This is a genomic window from Synechococcus sp. PCC 6312 (assembly GCF_000316685.1).
Classification (GTDB): domain Bacteria; phylum Cyanobacteriota; class Cyanobacteriia; order Thermosynechococcales; family Thermosynechococcaceae; genus Pseudocalidococcus.
The window spans coordinates 1,847,448-1,865,665 of the sequence record NC_019680.1 but is presented as its reverse complement, the minus strand read 5'-3'; the positions used below and the strand labels follow the sequence as shown (position 1 = coordinate 1,865,665).

General features: G+C 48.9%; 25 protein-coding genes and 1 other annotated feature (1 of these 26 only partly in view). Of the genes, 10 read left to right on the top strand and 15 right to left on the bottom strand.

Annotation, left to right across the window (positions count from 1 at the left end; genetic code table 11):
- Positions 1 to 49 (bottom strand) — a sequence feature (ribosomal protein L10 leader region); it reaches 103 nt to the left of the window's first position.
- A gap of 41 nt (positions 50 to 90) precedes the next feature.
- From rplA to psbN, 5 genes are all read right to left on the bottom strand, one after another.
- A complete protein-coding gene (gene rplA / locus SYN6312_RS09070) occupies positions 91 to 804 on the bottom strand; it encodes a 50S ribosomal protein L1 (protein ID WP_172636083.1) in 714 nt (237 codons plus the stop codon).
- A gap of 129 nt (positions 805 to 933) precedes the next feature.
- On the bottom strand, positions 934 to 1,359 hold the full coding sequence (gene rplK / locus SYN6312_RS09065; protein WP_015124568.1) for a 50S ribosomal protein L11: 426 nt from the start codon (positions 1,357 to 1,359) through the stop codon (positions 934 to 936).
- 11 nt (positions 1,360 to 1,370) lie between these two features.
- Positions 1,371 to 2,021, bottom strand: a complete 651-nt coding sequence (nusG, locus tag SYN6312_RS09060; RefSeq protein WP_015124567.1) for a transcription termination/antitermination protein NusG — start codon at positions 2,019 to 2,021, stop codon at positions 1,371 to 1,373.
- Positions 2,022 to 2,028: 7 nt separating this feature from the next.
- A complete protein-coding gene (secE, locus tag SYN6312_RS09055) occupies positions 2,029 to 2,253 on the bottom strand; it encodes a preprotein translocase subunit SecE (protein WP_015124566.1) in 225 nt (74 codons plus the stop codon).
- A gap of 154 nt (positions 2,254 to 2,407) precedes the next feature.
- Positions 2,408 to 2,545, bottom strand: coding sequence for a photosystem II reaction center protein PsbN (psbN, locus tag SYN6312_RS09050; RefSeq protein WP_015124565.1), 138 nt, complete (start codon positions 2,543 to 2,545; stop codon positions 2,408 to 2,410).
- 74 nt (positions 2,546 to 2,619) lie between these two features.
- On the opposite strand from psbN, the gene psbH reads away from it, so the two are divergent.
- The 4 genes from psbH to SYN6312_RS09030 all read left to right on the top strand — a co-directional run bounded on the left by psbH (position 2,620) and on the right by SYN6312_RS09030 (position 4,956).
- Entirely contained in the window at positions 2,620 to 2,814 is a 195-nt protein-coding gene (gene psbH, locus SYN6312_RS09045) for a photosystem II reaction center phosphoprotein PsbH (protein WP_015124564.1), read from the top strand.
- A 12-nt stretch (positions 2,815 to 2,826) separates the two neighbouring features.
- Positions 2,827 to 3,159, top strand: a complete 333-nt coding sequence (locus SYN6312_RS20735; protein ID WP_015124563.1) for a TatA/E family twin arginine-targeting protein translocase — start codon at positions 2,827 to 2,829, stop codon at positions 3,157 to 3,159.
- Between the two features lie 3 nt (positions 3,160 to 3,162).
- Positions 3,163 to 3,780, top strand: coding sequence for an aminoacyl-tRNA hydrolase (gene pth, locus SYN6312_RS09035; protein WP_015124562.1), 618 nt, complete (start codon positions 3,163 to 3,165; stop codon positions 3,778 to 3,780).
- A 153-nt stretch (positions 3,781 to 3,933) separates the two neighbouring features.
- Positions 3,934 to 4,956, top strand: coding sequence for an ATP-grasp domain-containing protein (locus SYN6312_RS09030; RefSeq protein WP_156804766.1), 1,023 nt, complete (start codon positions 3,934 to 3,936; stop codon positions 4,954 to 4,956).
- A gap of 19 nt (positions 4,957 to 4,975) precedes the next feature.
- Here the strand turns inward: SYN6312_RS09030 and SYN6312_RS09025 are convergent, their stop codons facing one another.
- The 4 genes from SYN6312_RS09025 to SYN6312_RS09015 all read right to left on the bottom strand — a co-directional run bounded on the left by SYN6312_RS09025 (position 4,976) and on the right by SYN6312_RS09015 (position 8,508).
- Entirely contained in the window at positions 4,976 to 5,305 is a 330-nt protein-coding gene (locus SYN6312_RS09025) for an urease subunit beta (RefSeq protein WP_015124560.1), read from the bottom strand.
- A 150-nt stretch (positions 5,306 to 5,455) separates the two neighbouring features.
- Positions 5,456 to 7,513, bottom strand: coding sequence for a DUF3769 domain-containing protein (locus SYN6312_RS09020; RefSeq protein ID WP_015124559.1), 2,058 nt, complete (start codon positions 7,511 to 7,513; stop codon positions 5,456 to 5,458).
- Positions 7,514 to 7,580: 67 nt separating this feature from the next.
- A complete protein-coding gene (locus SYN6312_RS18855; RefSeq protein WP_015124558.1) occupies positions 7,581 to 7,697 on the bottom strand; it encodes a photosystem II reaction center protein I in 117 nt (38 codons plus the stop codon).
- Positions 7,698 to 7,761: 64 nt separating this feature from the next.
- A complete protein-coding gene (locus SYN6312_RS09015) occupies positions 7,762 to 8,508 on the bottom strand; it encodes a creatininase family protein (protein WP_015124557.1) in 747 nt (248 codons plus the stop codon).
- Positions 8,509 to 8,710: 202 nt separating this feature from the next.
- On the opposite strand from SYN6312_RS09015, the gene SYN6312_RS09010 reads away from it, so the two are divergent.
- Positions 8,711 to 10,171 (top strand): sugar transferase, encoded by a 1,461-nt coding sequence (locus SYN6312_RS09010; RefSeq protein ID WP_015124556.1) that lies wholly within the window; start codon positions 8,711 to 8,713, stop codon positions 10,169 to 10,171.
- Between the two features lie 2 nt (positions 10,172 to 10,173).
- On the opposite strand, the gene SYN6312_RS09005 is transcribed toward SYN6312_RS09010, so the two are convergent.
- The 4 genes from SYN6312_RS09005 to SYN6312_RS08990 all read right to left on the bottom strand — a co-directional run bounded on the left by SYN6312_RS09005 (position 10,174) and on the right by SYN6312_RS08990 (position 12,776).
- Positions 10,174 to 10,515 carry a ferredoxin gene (locus SYN6312_RS09005; protein WP_015124555.1) on the bottom strand — a complete coding sequence of 114 codons (342 nt, stop codon included), beginning with the start codon at positions 10,513 to 10,515 and terminating at the stop codon, positions 10,174 to 10,176.
- 5 nt (positions 10,516 to 10,520) lie between these two features.
- On the bottom strand, positions 10,521 to 10,907 hold the full coding sequence (locus SYN6312_RS09000) for a DUF1257 domain-containing protein (protein ID WP_015124554.1): 387 nt from the start codon (positions 10,905 to 10,907) through the stop codon (positions 10,521 to 10,523).
- A 57-nt stretch (positions 10,908 to 10,964) separates the two neighbouring features.
- Entirely contained in the window at positions 10,965 to 11,174 is a 210-nt protein-coding gene (locus SYN6312_RS08995; RefSeq protein ID WP_041430791.1) for a DUF2997 domain-containing protein, read from the bottom strand.
- Positions 11,175 to 11,315: 141 nt separating this feature from the next.
- The gene (locus SYN6312_RS08990; RefSeq protein ID WP_015124552.1) at positions 11,316 to 12,776 is read right to left on the bottom strand and encodes a phosphoglucomutase/phosphomannomutase family protein; all 1,461 of its coding nucleotides are present in this window, start codon (positions 12,774 to 12,776) and stop codon (positions 11,316 to 11,318) included.
- A 404-nt stretch (positions 12,777 to 13,180) separates the two neighbouring features.
- Between SYN6312_RS08990 and SYN6312_RS08985 the strand changes: the two genes are divergently transcribed.
- Complete coding sequence (locus tag SYN6312_RS08985) at positions 13,181 to 13,681, top strand: single-stranded DNA-binding protein (RefSeq protein ID WP_015124551.1); 501 nt, start codon at positions 13,181 to 13,183, stop codon at positions 13,679 to 13,681.
- A 48-nt stretch (positions 13,682 to 13,729) separates the two neighbouring features.
- Here SYN6312_RS08985 and SYN6312_RS08980 read toward each other — a convergent pair whose 3' ends face one another.
- Positions 13,730 to 14,284 carry a DUF922 domain-containing Zn-dependent protease gene (locus tag SYN6312_RS08980; protein ID WP_172636043.1) on the bottom strand — a complete coding sequence of 185 codons (555 nt, stop codon included), beginning with the start codon at positions 14,282 to 14,284 and terminating at the stop codon, positions 13,730 to 13,732.
- 220 nt (positions 14,285 to 14,504) lie between these two features.
- On the opposite strand from SYN6312_RS08980, the gene SYN6312_RS08975 reads away from it, so the two are divergent.
- Positions 14,505 to 14,813, top strand: coding sequence for a hypothetical protein (locus tag SYN6312_RS08975; protein ID WP_015124549.1), 309 nt, complete (start codon positions 14,505 to 14,507; stop codon positions 14,811 to 14,813).
- A 53-nt stretch (positions 14,814 to 14,866) separates the two neighbouring features.
- On the opposite strand, the gene SYN6312_RS08970 is transcribed toward SYN6312_RS08975, so the two are convergent.
- Positions 14,867 to 15,379 carry a CAAD domain-containing protein gene (locus tag SYN6312_RS08970; RefSeq protein ID WP_015124548.1) on the bottom strand — a complete coding sequence of 171 codons (513 nt, stop codon included), beginning with the start codon at positions 15,377 to 15,379 and terminating at the stop codon, positions 14,867 to 14,869.
- Positions 15,380 to 15,532: 153 nt separating this feature from the next.
- Here SYN6312_RS08970 and SYN6312_RS08965 point away from each other — a divergent pair, with 153 nt between their 5' ends.
- The 3 genes from SYN6312_RS08965 to lipA all read left to right on the top strand — a co-directional run bounded on the left by SYN6312_RS08965 (position 15,533) and on the right by lipA (position 18,215).
- Positions 15,533 to 16,288: a DUF2232 domain-containing protein gene (locus SYN6312_RS08965; RefSeq protein WP_015124547.1), complete on the top strand. Its 756-nt coding sequence runs from the start codon at positions 15,533 to 15,535 to the stop codon at positions 16,286 to 16,288.
- Positions 16,289 to 16,459: 171 nt separating this feature from the next.
- The gene (locus tag SYN6312_RS08960; RefSeq protein ID WP_015124546.1) at positions 16,460 to 17,188 is read left to right on the top strand and encodes a Bax inhibitor-1 family protein; all 729 of its coding nucleotides are present in this window, start codon (positions 16,460 to 16,462) and stop codon (positions 17,186 to 17,188) included.
- 136 nt (positions 17,189 to 17,324) lie between these two features.
- On the top strand, positions 17,325 to 18,215 hold the full coding sequence (lipA, locus tag SYN6312_RS08955) for a lipoyl synthase (RefSeq protein ID WP_015124545.1): 891 nt from the start codon (positions 17,325 to 17,327) through the stop codon (positions 18,213 to 18,215).
- Positions 18,216 to 18,218 lie beyond the last annotated feature (3 nt).

Sequence of the window (18,218 nt, the reverse complement as noted above, 5' to 3'; positions counted from 1 at the left end):
ATATTAAGCAAACTGCACCTGCTGTCTCCGGCGATTTAGTTGTGAGGGAATGAAGATTTATCCCTGGAAATTGGCAGAACTGTTTCTCTCCTAGACTTCTCCAAATTTGAGATCGCGTAAACCGCTGATATCCACTTGAATGGAAGGCCCCATGGTGGCAGCAACATAAATACTGCGCCAGAAGCGACCTTTGGCTCCCGAAGGACGATTCCGATCAATGGTCTCCTGTAAAGCTTTGAGGTTAACTAACAGGTCTTCTGCCGGAAAACTCGCTTTACCAAAGAGAACGTGAACAATCCCCGTCCGATCAGCACGGAATTCCAGTTTACCAGCTTTGAACTCAGAAATGGCCTGGGGCAAGTCAAAGGTAACGGTTCCGGCTTTGGGGGAGGGCATTAACCCCCGGGGCCCGAGGATCCGACCGACTTTGGCCACTTGGGGCATCATGTCTGGGGTGGCAATCAACAAATCAAAATCCATCATCCCTTTTTGGATTTCGTCAATCAACTCTTCGGAGCCGGCAATATCGGCCCCGGCCTGGGTGGCTTCGTTGACTTTTTCACCTCGGGCAATCACGGCAACTCGGACTGTTTGGCCCGTTCCTTTCGGGAGTGCAACCGTCGTCCGCAGTTGTTGATCCGTATATTTAGGATCAATTCCCAAGCGAATGTGGGCTTCAGCGGATTCGGGAAATTTGGCAGTGGCTGTTTCTTTGAGCAAATTCAAGGCATCCAAAGGCGCATAGGGGCGATCTTCTACCTTGGCCTGGAGTTCCCGTAACCGTTTTGAGACTTTTGCCATTATTTTCTCCTGGGGTCATTGCGGAATTATATTCCTCCCCCGTAAACATCAATAATTCAGACAACCAACATCAACAACAGGAAACAACTGGAAAACGTTTTGGACTTTTCATCGTGTGACTAAATCAGCGACTTAATCAACAATCGTCACACCCATGTTCCGGGCTGTGCCTTCAATAATCCGCATGGCAGCTTCAATATCGTTGGCGTTCAAATCCGGCATTTTCTGCTGGGCAATCCCCTGGAGTTGGGAGCGGGTGAGTTGACCAACTTTTTTCTTGTTCGGCTCTCCAGAACCCCGTTCAATACCGGCGGCTTTTTGAATCAATACAGAGGCCGGTGGGGTTTTGAGGATAAAGGTAAAGCTGCGATCTTCAAAGACCGAGATTTCTACCGGAATAACAGTTCCCACCTGGTCAGCGGTGCGAGCATTGTACTCCTTGCAGAACATCATGATGTTAACCCCATGTTGTCCCAGGGCAGGACCAATAGGTGGAGCAGGGTTTGCTTTACCGGCCTGGATCGCCAATTTAATAATTGCAGTGACTTTTTTAGCCATGAATCAAAATCCTAACTTTGTTTCTCAATTTGGTTGACTTCTAATTCCACTGAGGTTTCCCGTCCAAAAATAGATAGTAAGACCTTCAGTTTGCTCCGTTCTGGGCTGACTTCAATCACATCCCCTTCAAAGTCCTTAAATGGGCCACTGAGAACCTTGACTTTGTCACCCAGCACCAAGTCAATTTTGTGAATCGGCTCTTGCTCTTCCACTTTCTTGAAGATGCGGGCAACCTCGGCAGGACTTAAGGGGAGGGGTTTGACGTGACCACGGCCGCGTCCAGAAGCTCGCCGTTGTTCCGAGCCAACAAAGTTGATCACGTTGGGAGTATTTTTAATAACCTGCCAGGCCTCATCATCAATTTCTAAGACCCCCTCTGGCGTTGTGTTGGCTCGAACTCGAATCAGAACATAGCCCGGAAAAACTTTTTCTTCCGAAGTAGTCCGAGAGCCGTCTTTTTTGATCCGGATGGTTGGGGTTTGGGGAATTTCGACTTGAAAGATGCGATCAGCCACGTCTAGGGTGTGTAGCCGCTGTTCAATGGTGCTTTTAACCTTTTTTTCACACCCAGAAGCAACTTGGACAATGTACCAATAACTTTGACCAATATCCGCTGTTTCCGTTGGATAGATAGGGGGGGAATCAGTTAGATCATTTACCATAGGATTTCTAAAAAATACTCCCAGCCAACCAACTAAACAGTTGATCTACCAAATAAATCAGACCTGCCGAGAGGGAGACAATTAAAATAACTGCGGCGGATTCTCCAATTAACCGTTGGCGGTCGGGCCAAACTACCTTGTTCAGTTCTTCTTTAGTTTCTTGCAGAAAAGTAGCCGGGTTAAACCCAGTATTATTTGGGGCGGTCTTTTCTACATCGCTGCCTTTGGTCACTCTGGCACTCCTGTTAATTGGCTTGAAAACGGGGGTTTGTGGACAGGCCAACTCAAGGCAATTTAATGCCCGGTCTTTCAGTATAGCAGGCCTGGTTAGGTGTTTGATCTAAAAAACTTGAGAAAATTGGACGACAACAGGGAATTGAAGATTTTTAGTCTTCGTGGTCATCAAAGGGATCGGCCAGTTCTTTGGAAGGAGGGCCAAAGGAGAGATAGATAGAGTAGCCAGTAATGCCGATACAGATAGCGGCAAGGGTAATACTAAGAACTGTTGCAGGCTCGTAAGACATAGGGTATTTAGGGGATCGGTTTCCTCTATAATATTACGGAACGTTAAAACTCTGCTCATTTAAGTAATACACCTATGGCAAAGCGCACTTGGTTAGGCGATATTCTCCGTCCCCTTAACTCTGAATATGGGAAAGTTGCTCCTGGCTGGGGGACGACTCCGTTGATGGCGGTGTTTATGGGGCTGTTTTTAGTCTTTTTACTAATTATTTTGGAAATCTACAATTCCAGCTTGATTTTGGATGGCTTCACTGCCAGTTGGAAAGGTTAAGGATTAAGGAATATGAATTTTTTTGGCATCGGCTTGCCGGAAATCATCTTGATTTTAGTCGTGGCATTACTCGTCTTTGGCCCGAAAAAGCTGCCAGAAATTGGCAAAAGTTTGGGCAAGGCTCTGCGGAGTTTCCAGGATGCATCCCGTGACTTTCAAGATGAGTTTAAACGGCAAGCTGCTGCTTTAGAGAGTGAGCCTACCCCAACGGTCTCCTTACCACCAGCCCAGGCCCCGGAATTGTCCCCGGTGGAATCCGTAGTTGAGTCGGCTGAAGTAAGTGCGGTTGTAGAGGCGGTGGCTAATCCTGAAAAATCGCCTGAATCATTGGAATCGGCTGTCTAGGCTATGGCTGGGTTGGTCATGCCCCAGTTGATTGTTGGCCTGGGTAATCCGGGAGAAAAGTACGCCCAAACCCGACACAATATTGGCTTTCGGGTTATTGATGCCCTTGCCCAGGCCTGGCATATTTCCTTAACGAGTCAGTCAAAATTTCACGGTTTACTGGGGGAAGGCATCATCCCAGGCCAGGGAAAGATTCGTCTTCTCAAGCCCACTACTTACATGAACCAGTCGGGACAGTCTCTCCGGGCCGTTCTGGATTGGTATAAGCTACCCCTAAATTCAATTCTGGTCATTTACGACGATGCGGATTTGGCCCTAGGACGAGTACGGATTCGGCTAAGTGGCTCTGCCGGTGGTCATAATGGGATGCGCTCGATCATCAGTCATGGGGGCAGTGAAGAGTTTCCTCGATTGCGGGTCGGGATTGCCAATGAGTTTCGGTTGAATCAAAAAGGGCCGCGGGATGCAGTGCCCTATGTGTTAGCCAATTTTTCCAGCGATGACCTGAAATTACTTCCCGATGTTCTCGATTTGGCGGTGGCGGCGGTGACGGCCTGTGTGCAGAGGGGAGTGGAGCAGAGTATGAATTTATATAATGGGCGAGTGTTGCAGTGGAGCTAGTCTATTTTTATCGCATGAGACAGACGTGAGCGTTGTCCGATTTGTCACCGAATCTTTGAGGCTGTCAATCTCCGAAAAAGTTTTTTATTCATTATGGATGTCCAATTAAAAGTGTTCTACCAACCTTTGTAAAGTTGCTGATGTAATCTTATTGTGAAGAAAATATTAATATTTTGCACAGATAGATATGTGGGCTTATATAGGCTTCCCAATAGTTTATTAGCTGCAGGCTTCAAGGTTTTTGTACTGAGTCCAGTCGGGGCATCAGTTTTAAGCAGTAGTGCCGTACAAGGATATAGGCTACTAAGTTTCTTAAAGCCAGGGCGCAAGTTTATAGATACAACTAAAAGAGATTTAGATAAGGCAATAGATTATTTCAAAATCGACTTTATAATTCCTGGAGATGAATTAGCAGTGGCTCTGATGCAACGAGTATATCGTCTAGATGGAGAAACTTTTCCCAATCGGCATTTGCTCCGAGACTCTTTGGGAGAGACGGTCACTGACGGGATTACCTACAGCAAGGTATATATCAATAGGGTCGTGGAAAAACTGAATATAAATATGCCAAAGAAATTTAAGTTAAATGAGTTGAATGCTGTTAATTTTCCAGTTGTCTTGAAAAAAGCAGTTGGTCATGGTGGTGATGGCGTTCTCATCTGTGCCAATGAGAAAGAATTGAAAAATGGCTTAAAAAACCGTAACTTCTGTAAACCATCAATCATCAAAAAGTTAGCCCGTGAACTGCTAGGCAGAAATACAACTTGGCTGCTAGATGCTGATGAAACATTTATTGAAGAGTTTTTGCCAGGTACTGGGGCTGTGACGACTGGGGTTGCCTTTGATGGGGAAATAAAAGCTATATTTACTTGTAAGAAGGTAGAAATTAATGATACAGGTCATGCCATAAGAGTTAAACATATTGAGGCTCAGGAAGCTGAAGCATCCACAAGAAAACTGCTAGGGGAGCTAAAATTTACAGGATTGTTTGATATTGATTTTATTTTCGATAATAATAAATATTATTTTATTGAGCTAAATCCACGGCCCAGTCCAATTTCCTCGATTGGACATTTTTTTGGGGTTGATTTGTGTAAGGCCCTTGCTGGTTTAGACCCTAGGTGTAACAAAACATTGGATATTGTTGAACTATACGATACGTTTAAACCCAGTTGATCCCCTAGGAGACCTAAAGTTAGCTGGTTACCTCTTTGGGAGCATCCAAGGCTCCAGACACCTGGCCATTGAAGCCATAAATCTCCCGTTTACCGCCTATTGCCACGAGTTGTACGGTTTTGGTATCTCCTGGTTCAAACCTAACCGCTGTCCCCGCCGGAATATCTAAGCGCATCCCCCAGGCCTGGTCACGATCAAACTCCAGGCTGCGATTGACTTCATAAAAGTGAAAATGGGAGCCGACTTGAATCGGGCGATCACCCGAGTTGGACACAGGAAGCACTATGGTGGGCCGACCTGCATTGAGTAAAAGTTCGCCTGACTCGGACAAAAGCTCTCCGGGGATCATAATTGAAGGTCTCGCAATAACCATAGTAAAATAAAATTTGAAGTAAGACGCTGGCCAAGTTAAACCCAACTTCTCAGACTGCTAATCATACTCTATCCATAGTTCAACCGTTCAATGTTAGGTCTTTGAAAAGTCAATTGTTTTATATTTTTAGCGATCCGGGCGAATCACCCCATCCTGAACCACACCGATATTTGGACTGCTAAAGGGATTGGTGTTGCCCTGCCAGTTGAAACCATTAATCCGAAAGGCGATCCCCGCCACGCCCAGATCCACGTTATAGCGAATAAACAACCCATAGGTGCGACGACTGTACTCGAGGAAAAAATTCGTGTTAAAAAAGTTACCTGTGCCGACATTTAATTGTGAGGTGACACCCGCAAGGACAGGCCCATAGAGTTGTTGCCGCGCCCCTACGTTGAGCACACTAAAGTCGGCAATCCGGTCAAACAAAAAGGGAGAGCCACCACTACTAAAGGTCTGACTGTAACCCACGTCAAAGCCTGTATAGTCAAACCAATTACGCCTTAAATGACCTAACTGTCCTCGAAAGCCTCCACCCCCCTGTAAAGCGGGTTGTGTATTGCCACTGGTGTAATAAGTACCCACAGCTTGCCCAGTGAAGTAAATGGAGAAATAGGGCTGTAAGGGGGCGGGACTGTAGCGTAGGCCTTCTTCACGGGTGGGTGGAAGTGTCTGACCTTGCCAGAGCCGAAATTCTCGATAGAGGTTGACTACCCCTTGCAAACGCCCCAGGCCTGGTTGGGGTCCTAAACTGGGTTGATCACTATTGGCGGTAATGTACTGTCCCCCGGCCTGGTAGCTCAGGTTAATCCCCGTTTGCCCCAAGGTAATATTTGGGGAAATGAACACCCCCCCTAAACTGCTCTGTAAATCCTGCTCTCCTAAGGAACCATTGATCAGCCGCTCCCGAAAAATCCCTTGGGTATTCAAGACATAGCCAGATGCAAAGCTTTGTTGAAGAAGTAAATTCCCGCGGGCAGTGGTTGGCCAGGCATTGGGATCCAAGTTCGTAATTAGACCATAGCCGATCAACCGAGTCATGGGCGTAAACCCGTGTCTAACTTGGAGGGTTGCCCCATAGATGTCCGTTTGGCCCAGATCGAAATTACTATTAATCGACCGTTGTAGATAGAACTCAGGAGACAGGATTAAACTGGTGGAACTATTGCGGACAAGGCTAAATGCCTTTGACAAGTAAAACCCACCCCGATCGGTGCTGTCATAACCAGCTTGAAAGGGGAGAATTTCCTGCTGTTCACCTAAAATATATTCCTCTCGCGGAATTGGAATCGCGAAGGATTGATCGAACACCAACCGGCCTTGGCGGGCAATTAAACGGCTATTTTGGGGAGAAATGGGTTCCAGGGTTGCTTCTCTGGCTCGAAATTCCAGTTCAGGCGGAGCAAAGGGGTCATTGGTCAGCCGCAAATTACTGGCATACCATCGCCGCCCATCAAATTCCAAGCGATCTGCTACGAACAACAGCCGATCAATATTAGACTGTCCTTCGGGATTTACGGGATTGTTGGCAGACTGGAAGCTAGGCAAGGTGGGTAATCCCGGAAGATTAGGCGTTGCCGCTCTGGGACTCGTAAACTGATCAGTTTTTTGGATATTGATTGCCCCGCTGGCCTGGGTAACAACACCCCGATCCAAAATCAGGTTGTACTCTAAGCGATCCCCCCGAATCACTTGATCCCCGCGCGTGAGGACAACATTGCCCTCCGCTACTAAGATGTTTTCGTTTAAGTCGGTTTGGACCCGGTCGGCGGTTAGTTCGGCTTCCCGAAAGCGGATAAAGACATCACCAATGGCATTAAAAAACTGGCGCAGGGTATCGTATTCTTGCCGATCTGCCAGGGTTTCCAGGGGTTCAGTACTACTTTGATTAGCCTGGGGCGGCGGGGATTCTGGATTGCCAGGGGTAGGAACTGTAATTTCAACTTGGGCTAGGTCAACTCGAGTCGGCTTTTGCCACGGGATGGGGGAGGCCACAACAAAGCGAACTTGGGTCGGAGATGGCGCATTTGGGGCGTTTGTTTTTGCCAGATTAACTCCAGGCCCTAAAAGTGCTGCCTCCGATTCTCCGCTGAGATCGGTCAGTTCAGCCGGTTTAGGAAGAGTGGTTGGAGGGGGTAAAGGTTGGGGGGGCAGAGAGAGAAATAGGGGGGGGAGAACAGGCATAATCCGGCCAATTAAAAACAACCGCTAGGGTGCTCTTCTCAGGGTGCAGCCTCCCCCTTGAGCTTGTCTAGTCTAGATCTTTGCGCTTCGGGTTCCGAGAGGGGTCACTAGAGAGAAACCCAAAAACGAACAGCAGGACGAAAAAACTAACGACAATATAAACGGTAATTTTGAGAGTTTCCATAATATCAGTTGAATGTTTCTCAACGGCAGCATCAGGATCATCATATCGGAAAACCCTACCCCCATCACTGAGCCGCTAAAAATTGTCGATAGCTCTTACTCAGTTCAGTGACGGCCAGTTCATAGAGTTCTTGCCCATGTTCCGGGGTGGCCAGGCCGGGATTGGAACCCATCCGTCCATCGGGGTAGCGTTGGCGAAAATCTGCGGCTCCATAGATGACATGATCTCGATTAACTGGGGTAGTTAAAGGAGCCTGTTTGATCGCAGCGGGATAGGCAAATTGAGTGACTGCAACTTCGCTGGGAGTAGCATGGGAACCTTCTTGATCGCCATATAATTCCCTAGCTCGTTTGATGACAGCCCCAACCATGAACCAGTTGGCTAAATAACATTGAACCACGTTGGCCTGGGGCAGCCCTAGATCTGCAACTGTGGCATAGGTTTCCGCAAAAGCAGCCTTGAGCGTGGCAATATTTCCCCCATGACCATTGATAAAAAAGAATTTTGTAAAACCGGCGCGGACTAAGCCGACTAAATAATCGCGAATCACCAAAATTAAGGTACTCGGTCGTAAGCTGATACTGCCGGGAAATTCCATGTGATGCAGGGCCATGCCGACGTTAAGGGTTGGGGCAACAAGGGCCTTGGTTTCCTCCCCGACTCCCTTGGCAATCAGTTCTGCACAAATCGCATCCGTGCCAATTAACCCCGTGGGGCCGTGTTGTTCCGTTGAACCAATGGGCAAAATGATCCCTGTGGAGGTTTGTAAGTAGGTTTCAACTTCGGGCCAGGTGGAAAGATGGAGGAGCATAGTCTACTTAAATAGAAATTAGGGTTGGATAGAAATTAGAGAGTTTGACTGGATTTAAGGCATGGATCTTGACTATAGCGTTACACAGGCAGTTTATAGGGGTAACTCTTGACAACTCTAACTCAGGGGTAGATTGAGCAATTCCCCCAGGCCGGGTGGTAAGTTCCTCTCGCTTTTGCGGAATAGTAGAACTAGGGAGAACATGGGAGGCAATGTGTTTCCAGGCCTGGCCAAAAAACTGGTTTCCGGATCGGGAGAGCGTGATATCCGGGCCCCCCAACCTGTACGGTTATCCTGGCTTTTTTCCCCACAGGGCTATCAAACCTTATTGCTGTTGAGTTGCGACTTAGTGGCTTTAGTCGGGGCCTGGAAAATTGGCTTGAAATTTAATCGCTTATATTCCCCAATCCCTCCGGAATTAGTTTGGTGGGAGTGGTTTGGGCTGCCAAGTTTATTCTGGGGCTTTGCCCTGGGCATTTTACTGATTTTGGCCATGGGTGGGCTGTATCATCCGCGCCGGGACTGGAAAAACTATCTCCGGGCCGGGCAGTTAGTTAGTTTAGGCTACATTTTGTCCCTAGTGATTAGTTATTGCTATGACCCCACTTTGGATATGCCACGGTCGTTATTTTTCATGGCCTGGATTGGCAGTGTCATACTGGTCATTGGCTTGCGGCTTTTGGCAACTTTGGTGACCCAACTGCGGGCGCATCAACAACAAGTGCGGGTTTTTTTAATTGCCCCACCAGAACGGTTAGAACTATTGCTGCATACCCTAGAAAAGCAATCCCATTATGCAATTGTCGGTACGGCCCAGGCCAACGCTGCCTATACCCCAGAAACCTGGCAGGCCATTCTCCAGTCCAGTCCCCAAGAGGTCTTAGCGGCAAATTTACCCCCAACAGATTTAGCCTCCACCCTCTACTGGCAACTGCGCCAACGGGGAATTCATTTGCGCTTAGTCCCCTCCAGTTTGGAGATTTTGTATCGGCGCGGTGTTCCCGAAATTTTTGCGGCGTTACCCACACTCCGGGCAGAAGTGACCTATCTCAATGGCCTGGAATATCGCCTCAAACGGGGCCTGGATGTGGTTGGAGCATTATTGGGAGTGGTACTGCTTGCGCCGGTACTTATTGTTGTGGCAGTCGGCATTAGGATAACCTCCCCCGGCCCAATATTTTTTTGCCAAGAACGGGTTGGGTTGCGAGGGCGAGTCTTTCAGATGTGGAAATTCCGCACCATGGATTGCAATGCTCACCACCGCCAAGCGGAACTAGAAACGGCAAATGAGTCCTGTGATGGGATTTTATTTAAGATTAAGGATGATCCCCGGATTACCCCCTTCGGCCGTTGGTTAAGACGTACCAGTATTGATGAGTTGCCCCAGTTATTTAATATTTTGCTCGGTCAAATGAGTTTAGTTGGCCCCAGGCCCCTGCCTGTGCGCGATGTGCAACGGTTTAATTCTTGGCATCATATTCGCCACCATGTCTTACCGGGAATTACGGGACTATGGCAAATTTCGGGTCGCTCTAAAATTGGGCACTTTGACGAAGCCGCCCGCCTTGACCTTTATTACATTGATAACTGGTCGTTTAACCTAGATTTAGAAATTCTGGTGGAAACGCTGCGGATTGTCCTGTTTCAACAAGGAGCATATTAAACCTAGGCGGGGCGTTTTTTGCGGCGGATTGTAGCCCGGTCTATCGGAAACCCAGGCAAAGGAATGATTAAGGTTTCACGCTCGGCTTCCAGAGTTTTAAGCTTGGTGTAATCAACCCAATGAATACAATCTACCGGGCAGGTATCAATCGCTTCTTGGATCAGGTCTTCACTATCGCCATCTTGACGGACAACCCGAGAACGACCGTAGTTTGGCTCAATAAAAAAAGTATTTCGGGCCACATGGGCGCAGTGTTTACAGCCAATGCAAGTGACCTCATCCACATACACCCCTTTCTGCCGTACCAGGCCGCCCAGTTCCGGTTCCAGGCCCGACCGCTCCATAGAGCCTAACCCCGCCAACGTTGAACCACTAACCGCAAACTGCCATCATTTTGTTGTTGTTCTTCTGTAACAGCAAAACCCTGGGCCTGGGCTGATTGGAGCACGGCATGGTAGGCGTAACGTTGATTGACTTTATCTAAAAACCGTTCAACACTCCAGGCCTGGTTCCAAAGTTCTAAATCTGCCACCAGTTCATACTCTGTTCCATTCCAGCGAAAGCCAATGCCATAGCCATTATCTTGGGGAATGACCACATCAGCAGTTTGGGTTTGCCCTTGGTAGCCTTGCAGGGGTTGTGGGCCGGGCTTCCAAGTGAGTTCTAAATCATTCAAAGCCGACTTGAGGGCGGGGAGACTGCGAATTTGGGTTTTGATTTGACTGAAGTGAGACATGATTTTTCCCAAGGGTAAAAGATAGATGTATGAACAGACTAAGAGCATTCAGCAGAACTACCACTCACTGAAACTAACTTGCGCCGGAGTTTCTTGGCGTTGGGTCAAGGTGGAGGCAAAATAGTCCGAGGTGGGTTGCTGACTGATGACACAGCCCAATTCTGCTTCGATGGCCGCCGTCACTTCCGCGCAAGACGAGCCAGAAACTCCCGTCACCCGCTCCACAACTCGCCCATCCGGATAAATGACAAACTCCAGCGTTTCCATGCCCAATTGCCCAGGTAAACTAACGTGCCAGGTCCTAAGACCCAAAAAATCAACTGCTTTCAATTGTGTCCAAATACTACCAGATTGGTCAAGTCTGCATGAAACTTAATAATTAGCAACATTCCGGCAAGTTTTAGTCCCCTAACTGATGGTTTCTGCCCAGGCCTTGGCCCAATTCAAGGTGGCTTGCACCCGCTCTGGGGAAATACTTTCGCAGTAAAGGCGTAATAACGGCTCGGTACCACTAAAGCGAATCAATAGCCAACCGTGATCCCCTAAATGGAACTTAAAGCCATCAATGGTTTGTAATTTTTCAACGGGAGTTTCGAGAACAGTTTGGGGCGGATTCGTTTCTAGAAGATGCTGGAGGTTGTCTTTGGCTGCTAGATTGGGCAGATGAAGATCAATTCGGTCGTAGTAGGATGTAAACCCGGTTTTAACTTGGAGAGACTGATAGTAAGCCGCTAAATCCAGGCCCGACTTAACTACTGCCTCCAAAACATAGAGTGCCGACAACAGCGCATCCCGTTCAGGAGTATGGTTGCCATAGCCGATGCCGCCGGACTCTTCCCCTCCTAAAAGGACATCTCCACCCATGAGCATCCGATCACCAATGTACTTAAAGCCAATCGGGGTTTCATAGAGGCTGAGACCATGTAAGGCTACCACCTTGGGAATCAAATCAGAACTACTGATGGATTTAATCACCTCGCCCCGATAGCCATGCTGCACCGTTAAGTGATCAATCAAAATTGGGATTAACTGTTGGGCGGTTAATAAATTTCCTTGGGCATCAATGGCCGCAATCCGATCCGCATCACCGTCAAAAACCAAGCCAACGGTTTTCCCCTGGGTTTCCTGGGCGGCCTGGCGAATTCTGGCACAACTGGCCTGGAGATATTTCCCAATCGGTTCCGGTGCGCCACCACTAAAGAGGGGATCTCGGCCGCTATTAAGTTCATGAATGGGTTGTCCCAAAATACGCCCTAAACCTCCCGCTGCGGATCCGTGCATCACATCGGCCCAAACCGTCAGGTGGTGGGTTTTTATGGCAGTTTGAATCGCAGGTAAATCAACTTTTTGCTGCAAGGCCTGGCAATAACTCGGCCAAGGGTCAAATGGTGTCATGCTGCCGGTGCGGGCCTGGACATGGAGATGGGGGCGAGTTAATTCCTCCTCAATTTTTTCGGTCACTTCCGGCGGCACAGAACCAGCAAAGGCCCCTTTCACTTTCAGACCGGAGTAGATGCCAGGGTTATGGCTGGCCGTAATCACGAGCGCACCCAACGCCTTGTGTTGTTTAACGGCCCAACTAAAGGCCGGCGTGGGGGCAAATTGATTCGCCAAGAGAACATCAAACCCCAAGTCTTTCAGCGTTTCCGCCACGGCCTGGGCAAATTCTTCTGCAAGGAACCGCCGATCATAGCCAACAATAATCTGCTGACTGTGGGTGGACGGGCCATAGGTGGTATTAAGGACTAAGGCCGCGGCCTGGGCAGCCCGAATTAGCCGCTCAAAGGTAAACTCTGCGCCAATAACTCCCCGCCACCCATCAGTCCCAAATTTGATTGGACTGCTGCTGGTAATCCCTTGCCAAAACATGGTTGACCCTAGCCTATTGTGAATATCCGCCCTTCCAAAATACCGGATTATGGCTGCCGCATCGGAACCCCGTGATCGCGATGAGCCAAAAACTTGACTTTAAACTTTTGAACTCGCCAAGCAACGGCTTGAGGACATAGAGACTGAAATCAAGTGGCAAGAAAATATCTCCAAGCTACAAAATGCCTAATCCTTAAAGAACTCACCCAGAAAGCCATCACAGAATCAGAAAAGGAATAGACTCAAGCGATGAGATTTATTGAAAAAACGCTAAAAGCCCAACAGAATTGTGCCTGTCAATGTTTCCGCGCTTTCGCCTGTTTCATCTGATAAAGGTAATACTATTTTCCCGGCAAACCTAACGCTATACTAAGTTTGCTCCTGATTCCTTGGAACTTAAGGCCATGAATAGTTGTGTCTTAATGGCAGAAATCATTGAACCGCCAGAACTACGCTATACCCAAGATAATCAAACTCCCATTGCAACGATGATCGTTCAGTTTCCGGGGCAACGGGCCGAAGACCCTCCCGAAACCCTCAAGGTAATTGGCTGGGGTAATTTAGCTCAACAAATGCAAGACCAATGCAAGCTCCAAGATCGCCTCTTAATTGAAGGGCGGCTGAACATGAATACCTGGGAACGACCGGAAGGCTTCAAGGAAAAGCGGGCTGAACTGACGGCAAGTAAGATTCATTGGTTGACGGGGGATGGCCAAATTGTCACCCGCCAGGCCGAACCCGCTTCTCTCACTAGTAAACCTGCATCTGCGGTCACGCCCGCCTCTCCTCCCCCGGTGGCCGCTGCTGCTCCTGCTCGCTCTAGTACACCCGTCCCCCCCCCACCAGCCACCCCAACTCGTCCTTTGGCTGAACCAGATTTACCCCCAGATGATTTGCCTTTTTAAGCGTTCTTGAATTGAGACAAAAATCTTCCTGACCGATTTTGGCTGTGTTTAGGGGAAAATGGCTCCTTGGGTACGGCCATGGCCAGTTTGGCGATCATAGTCAATGTCCTTTTGGGCGTAGCGGCGGATAATCCCTTGGGCGGCTTGATTGGCAACTTGCCCCATAGAAGCACAGGTGGGTTGTGTGAGATTGCTTAAACGTTGCCAGATTTCCTGGGTGGCGGCACGACCGTGATTGCTGTGACCGTCTTCATGCATTTGCAGGGCCTGGTAGTAGCGGTGCCATTGCTGTTGAAGTGAACGGCGCGCTTGTTGAAAGTTTTGCCATTGGGGCATGGTGTAGGTAATGTCAGTCTTGACAGCCAAAGAGGTCATGCGACAACTGCCCCCAACCAAGCCGTAACGATACCGCCAGGCCACGTGCCATTTCGTGTAAGCATCAAAGCGTCTGCCATTTTGACCGGATGGCCCGAGTCGATTCATTTGTTGACGTAACGCTAATGCACTTGTCCCAGTAATGCCATAGTAATTGACCTGACTGTGAATCATGGGAGATGCCACCCAGGCCTGGCCCAATCCAAGCCAACTGAAGAGTAAAGCCAAGATCACGCCTAAGCTCAATCTCAATGTTAACTGCCAGCCTTTGCCCATTGGCCATCCTTACCTGTACCTGAATTAGCGGGGCGGTAGCTTCAATTTTATAGCTGGTTCTAGATGTTCCAATCATGCCTCAGTTACTCGGACAGGAAAGCCCCAACAAAAATCTTTAGATAAGCTATAAAGGGGGTACTAACCATGCCATAAAAATGAGGTTCAACAAACCATGATGGCTAATCTCTCAGAATTACTCCCCCACTATTCAGAAGGTAGCTTCCCCAGCGGAGCAACTACACCACGGATGCAAAATTTGGTGGACTTAATTACAACCTTGCACGTGGCCGATGCAATTGCCAATGCCGGGTACTTAATTAGTAGTTCAGAACTTGCGGACTTGATGGATGTCAATGCTAGTGCAGTCACCAGTCGGGGCGATGAATGGACATGGCGCAATTGGGCAATTTCCCGAGTTCGGCGAGAAGGGAACCAAATTCTCTGGCAACTTCAGCGGGTTAATCCCCAATCCGAAGGCTAGACTCACTTGAGTCGGGGATAGGGGTTAGGCTTATGGATCATCAGCCAAAGACCTCAGGATTGTGGGGGTTCAATGCTCCCCAAAATTTGTTTCTTGTAGTCCTCAATATTCTGGACAAATTCCTTCCGGCTTTTGGCAAATAACAAGTAGCGATAGACAAACCAACTGCTAAAGCCAAACCCAATCAGTTCAAAAGTCGGGGCTAAGAGAGGAATGGTCTCAATAACTTCTAGAATTGCTACGGCCAGAGCAACAAAGGGAATCGTGGCAACAACAATGGCAGCAGTGGTGAGGGGTTGTTTGTATTCCCCAAAGAAGTTTCCGATCTGTTCTGGGAACACCGTCAAGAGCCAGTAGAGTTTTTCCCGAATTTGCTGCATTTGCTCATCGCTCATCCCGGCTGGGGTGGGTTCTGGAGAAAGGGGGGCAATGGTACCCGGCTCAGTTTCAATGGCTAACGGTGCAGGTTCAGCGTAACTGACTTCTGGGGCAGCATCCACAGGCGAGGGTTCTGCTTCATGACCTTGGTGCTCAGAAGGTTGATGAAAGTCGTAAGTTTCGCTCATCCAGTTTGGCCTCACCCAATGCTATACCTGGCATATTTTATAGCATCCTCGGGAACTATTTACCCTCTTTGGCGGGCGAGTTGGTCTGGATAGCTGAACCGTCTAAGATGGAGAAATGCTAAAAAATCCTCTGGTTTTTGCCATTCCTGCCCCATGAGTTCCCTGCCCCCCACGCCGGAGGATGGAGATGATTCTTTTCTGGATGATCAGGATTGGTCTGGCCCAGAACTCAGTACCGCAACCATTTCCGACCCAGACTATGCCCAGGCCTTGATTCGTCAACAGATTCAACGCACCCTGGTTATTACCGAAACTGCCTTTTTAGCCAGTGCTGCGGCTTTAATTTGGCTGATCAATTTTTATGTTCCAGCGGGGCCCCTATTGAGGATTTTCTTCCCAATTCCCGTAGCACTAATTTATTTACGGTGGCATCGGCGGGCGGCCTGGATGGGGGCTATTGTGAGTGCGTTGTTGCTATCGGTTTTGATGGGGCCGCCCCGCAGTCTCCAATATCTATTGCCTCACGGAATTTTGGGTGTCGTGTTAGGGGGACTCTGGAAGCAAAAAGCACCTTGGCATATTTCCCTATTCTGGGGAGCGGTTCTGGGAAGTATTGGCTTTTTCTTTCAGATCCTGGTGGTGTCGGCTTTGCTGGGGGAAAACCTCTGGATTTACGTCAACCAACAAGTCACCAGCTTTTTGGACTGGGCCTTAGTGCAATTGGGGATTTTGCTGATTCCTAGTTTTGGCTTAGTTCAGGCCACGGCGGTAGTTCTCGTCTTTTGCCAATCCTATGTCTATGCCTTGATTGTGCACATGGTGGCTTGGCGGCTCTTGGCCCGGCTTGGGAATCCCATCCCCGATCCACCGGCCTGGTTAGAGGCGGTTTTAGTTGATCGAGATGTCTAAGATACCTGAAGACAATTAGCCCCTCAGCTTAAGAAAGATGCATAAATCCCCATGAATAAACCCTGATGAAGGGCGGTTCTCCGTATGGGACGGGGCTGGCCTGGCTGAGATGAATATGGCAAAATAAAAAATATCTAACTCCCAAGTCGTGCGTAACCAAGGAGAACTGCGGTGAGTAGTACCAGTAATTTTCGGGACGCGATTCGCCAGGCCCAAAGTAGTGCCATCGTTGGCCCCAGTGTGATTGCCAATGCCCTGCCCTTTGTCGGGGGTGGCTTAGTTTTAACGTCGGTCGGGGCCTGGGGTGGCCTGGGGGTCATTTCCTCAGCACCACAGCTATTCATGCCCACCTTTATCGTGGCGATTATTGCTTCCATAGCGTTGTTCTTTGTTGCTCGCGGTGTGGCTGAGTCTGGGAATAAGGCGGCGGCACTACCTCTTTTGGCAGCTTATAGTTTGCTGACGGGTTATACCTTGGCTGGCTTATTATTTGTGGCTCTCCAAACTAAGGGGGTCGGCATTGGTGGCATCGGGATTGCGGCCCTTGGCTGTGGCGTGACCTTTATTGCGGCCCGGCCGATTGGCTCCAATTTGTCCGATAAAGATGGCATGGCCCTGACCAAGACAATCCAGTTGGGGATTATGGCGCTGTTCGTGGTGATTTTGGCTCAGGTTCTCTTTGCTGTTTTTGGAATTTTCACACCAACCTTTCTCGAAATTGCCATTTCTGGAATTGGGGTGATCCTGTTTGTGGGTGCAGCGGTGGTGGACTTTTATGTGCTCCCTCGTACCTATCAAGATGATCAATATCTGCCTGCTGCCTTGTCCATGTACCTGACCTATGTCAACCTGTTTATCTTTATCCTGCGGCTGTTGATTGCCTTGAATGGTCGGGATTAAGCCCAAGGACTGACTGAAAAAATTTACACCGACCAGGCCGGGGGGATTGCTCTCTCCGGTTTATTTTTCGGCTTAAAACTATAAAAAGACCGAGTTTGCTAAACTAGGGTGAACGATGGTTAAGACAGGAAACGGTATGGCAGTTAAGCCAGATTGGCTGCGGGTCAAAGCTCCCCAATGGCAACGGGTGGGGGATGTTAAAAGCTTGCTGCGAGATTTAAATCTCAATACGGTCTGTGAAGAAGCCTCCTGTCCGAATATTGGCGAATGTTTCCAGCAAGGCACCGCTACGTTTTTGATTATGGGGCCGGCCTGTACCCGCGCTTGTCCCTATTGCGATATTGACTTTACCAAAAAGCCTTTAGCCTTAGACCCCACGGAACCAATCCGATTAGCCGAAGCTGTTGGCCGTCTGAATCTGAATCATGTGGTAATTACGTCGGTGAATCGGGATGATCTGGTTGATGGGGGGGCGAGTCAATTTGTCCGTTGTATTGAGCAAATCCGGCAACGTTCCCCCCAAACCACGATTGAAGTATTGATTCCAGATCTGTGCGGCAATTGGCAAGCCCTTGATTTAATTCTCCAGGCCCAGCCCGATGTTCTGAATCACAACACAGAAACCGTCCCCCGCCTATACCGAAGAACCCGTCCCCAAGGGGATTACCAGCGGACTTTGGCCTTACTCAAGCGTGTCCGAGCGGTGGCTCCCTGGACCTATACCAAGTCGGGCATGATGGCGGGATTGGGGGAAACAAACGCCGAAGTTGAAGCTGTGATGCAGGACTTACGGGCCGTGGATTGTGACATTCTGACTCTGGGGCAATATCTCCAACCCAGCCCGAAGCATTTGCCCGTGTCTGAATTTATTACCCCGGCCCAGTTCCAGGCCTGGCAAACCTTAGGGGAATCCTTAGGCTTTTTACAGGTCGTTTCATCCCCCTTAACCCGTAGCTCCTACCATGCCGAAGAAGTCCGCCGTCTGATGACCCAATATCCCCGTAGCCGTCCCCACACTGCTCCCTGATCT

What these genes read in the sequence shown, in the direction of transcription:
- rplK (WP_015124568.1), bottom strand. Translation starts at nt 1,359, where the DNA reads ATGGCTAAAAAAGTCACTGCAATTATTAAATTGGCGATCCAGGCCGGT.
- nusG (WP_015124567.1), bottom strand. Translation starts at nt 2,021, where the DNA reads ATGGTAAATGATCTAACTGATTCCCCCCCTATCTATCCAACGGAAACA.
- psbN (WP_015124565.1), bottom strand. Translation starts at nt 2,545, where the DNA reads ATGTCTTACGAGCCTGCAACAGTTCTTAGTATTACCCTTGCCGCTATC.
- psbH (WP_015124564.1), top strand. Translation starts at nt 2,620, where the DNA reads ATGGCAAAGCGCACTTGGTTAGGCGATATTCTCCGTCCCCTTAACTCT.
- SYN6312_RS20735 (WP_015124563.1), top strand. Translation starts at nt 2,827, where the DNA reads ATGAATTTTTTTGGCATCGGCTTGCCGGAAATCATCTTGATTTTAGTC.
- pth (WP_015124562.1), top strand. Translation starts at nt 3,163, where the DNA reads ATGGCTGGGTTGGTCATGCCCCAGTTGATTGTTGGCCTGGGTAATCCG.
- SYN6312_RS09025 (WP_015124560.1), bottom strand. Translation starts at nt 5,305, where the DNA reads ATGATCCCCGGAGAGCTTTTGTCCGAGTCAGGCGAACTTTTACTCAAT.
- SYN6312_RS09020 (WP_015124559.1), bottom strand. Translation starts at nt 7,513, where the DNA reads ATGCCTGTTCTCCCCCCCCTATTTCTCTCTCTGCCCCCCCAACCTTTA.
- SYN6312_RS18855 (WP_015124558.1), bottom strand. Translation starts at nt 7,697, where the DNA reads ATGGAAACTCTCAAAATTACCGTTTATATTGTCGTTAGTTTTTTCGTC.
- SYN6312_RS09015 (WP_015124557.1), bottom strand. Translation starts at nt 8,508, where the DNA reads ATGCTCCTCCATCTTTCCACCTGGCCCGAAGTTGAAACCTACTTACAA.
- SYN6312_RS09010 (WP_015124556.1), top strand. Translation starts at nt 8,711, where the DNA reads ATGGGAGGCAATGTGTTTCCAGGCCTGGCCAAAAAACTGGTTTCCGGA.
- SYN6312_RS09005 (WP_015124555.1), bottom strand. Translation starts at nt 10,515, where the DNA reads ATGGAGCGGTCGGGCCTGGAACCGGAACTGGGCGGCCTGGTACGGCAG.
- SYN6312_RS09000 (WP_015124554.1), bottom strand. Translation starts at nt 10,907, where the DNA reads ATGTCTCACTTCAGTCAAATCAAAACCCAAATTCGCAGTCTCCCCGCC.
- SYN6312_RS08995 (WP_041430791.1), bottom strand. Translation starts at nt 11,174, where the DNA reads ATGGAAACGCTGGAGTTTGTCATTTATCCGGATGGGCGAGTTGTGGAG.
- SYN6312_RS08990 (WP_015124552.1), bottom strand. Translation starts at nt 12,776, where the DNA reads ATGTTTTGGCAAGGGATTACCAGCAGCAGTCCAATCAAATTTGGGACT.
- SYN6312_RS08985 (WP_015124551.1), top strand. Translation starts at nt 13,181, where the DNA reads ATGAATAGTTGTGTCTTAATGGCAGAAATCATTGAACCGCCAGAACTA.
- SYN6312_RS08975 (WP_015124549.1), top strand. Translation starts at nt 14,505, where the DNA reads ATGATGGCTAATCTCTCAGAATTACTCCCCCACTATTCAGAAGGTAGC.
- SYN6312_RS08970 (WP_015124548.1), bottom strand. Translation starts at nt 15,379, where the DNA reads ATGAGCGAAACTTACGACTTTCATCAACCTTCTGAGCACCAAGGTCAT.
- SYN6312_RS08965 (WP_015124547.1), top strand. Translation starts at nt 15,533, where the DNA reads ATGAGTTCCCTGCCCCCCACGCCGGAGGATGGAGATGATTCTTTTCTG.
- lipA (WP_015124545.1), top strand. Translation starts at nt 17,325, where the DNA reads ATGGCAGTTAAGCCAGATTGGCTGCGGGTCAAAGCTCCCCAATGGCAA.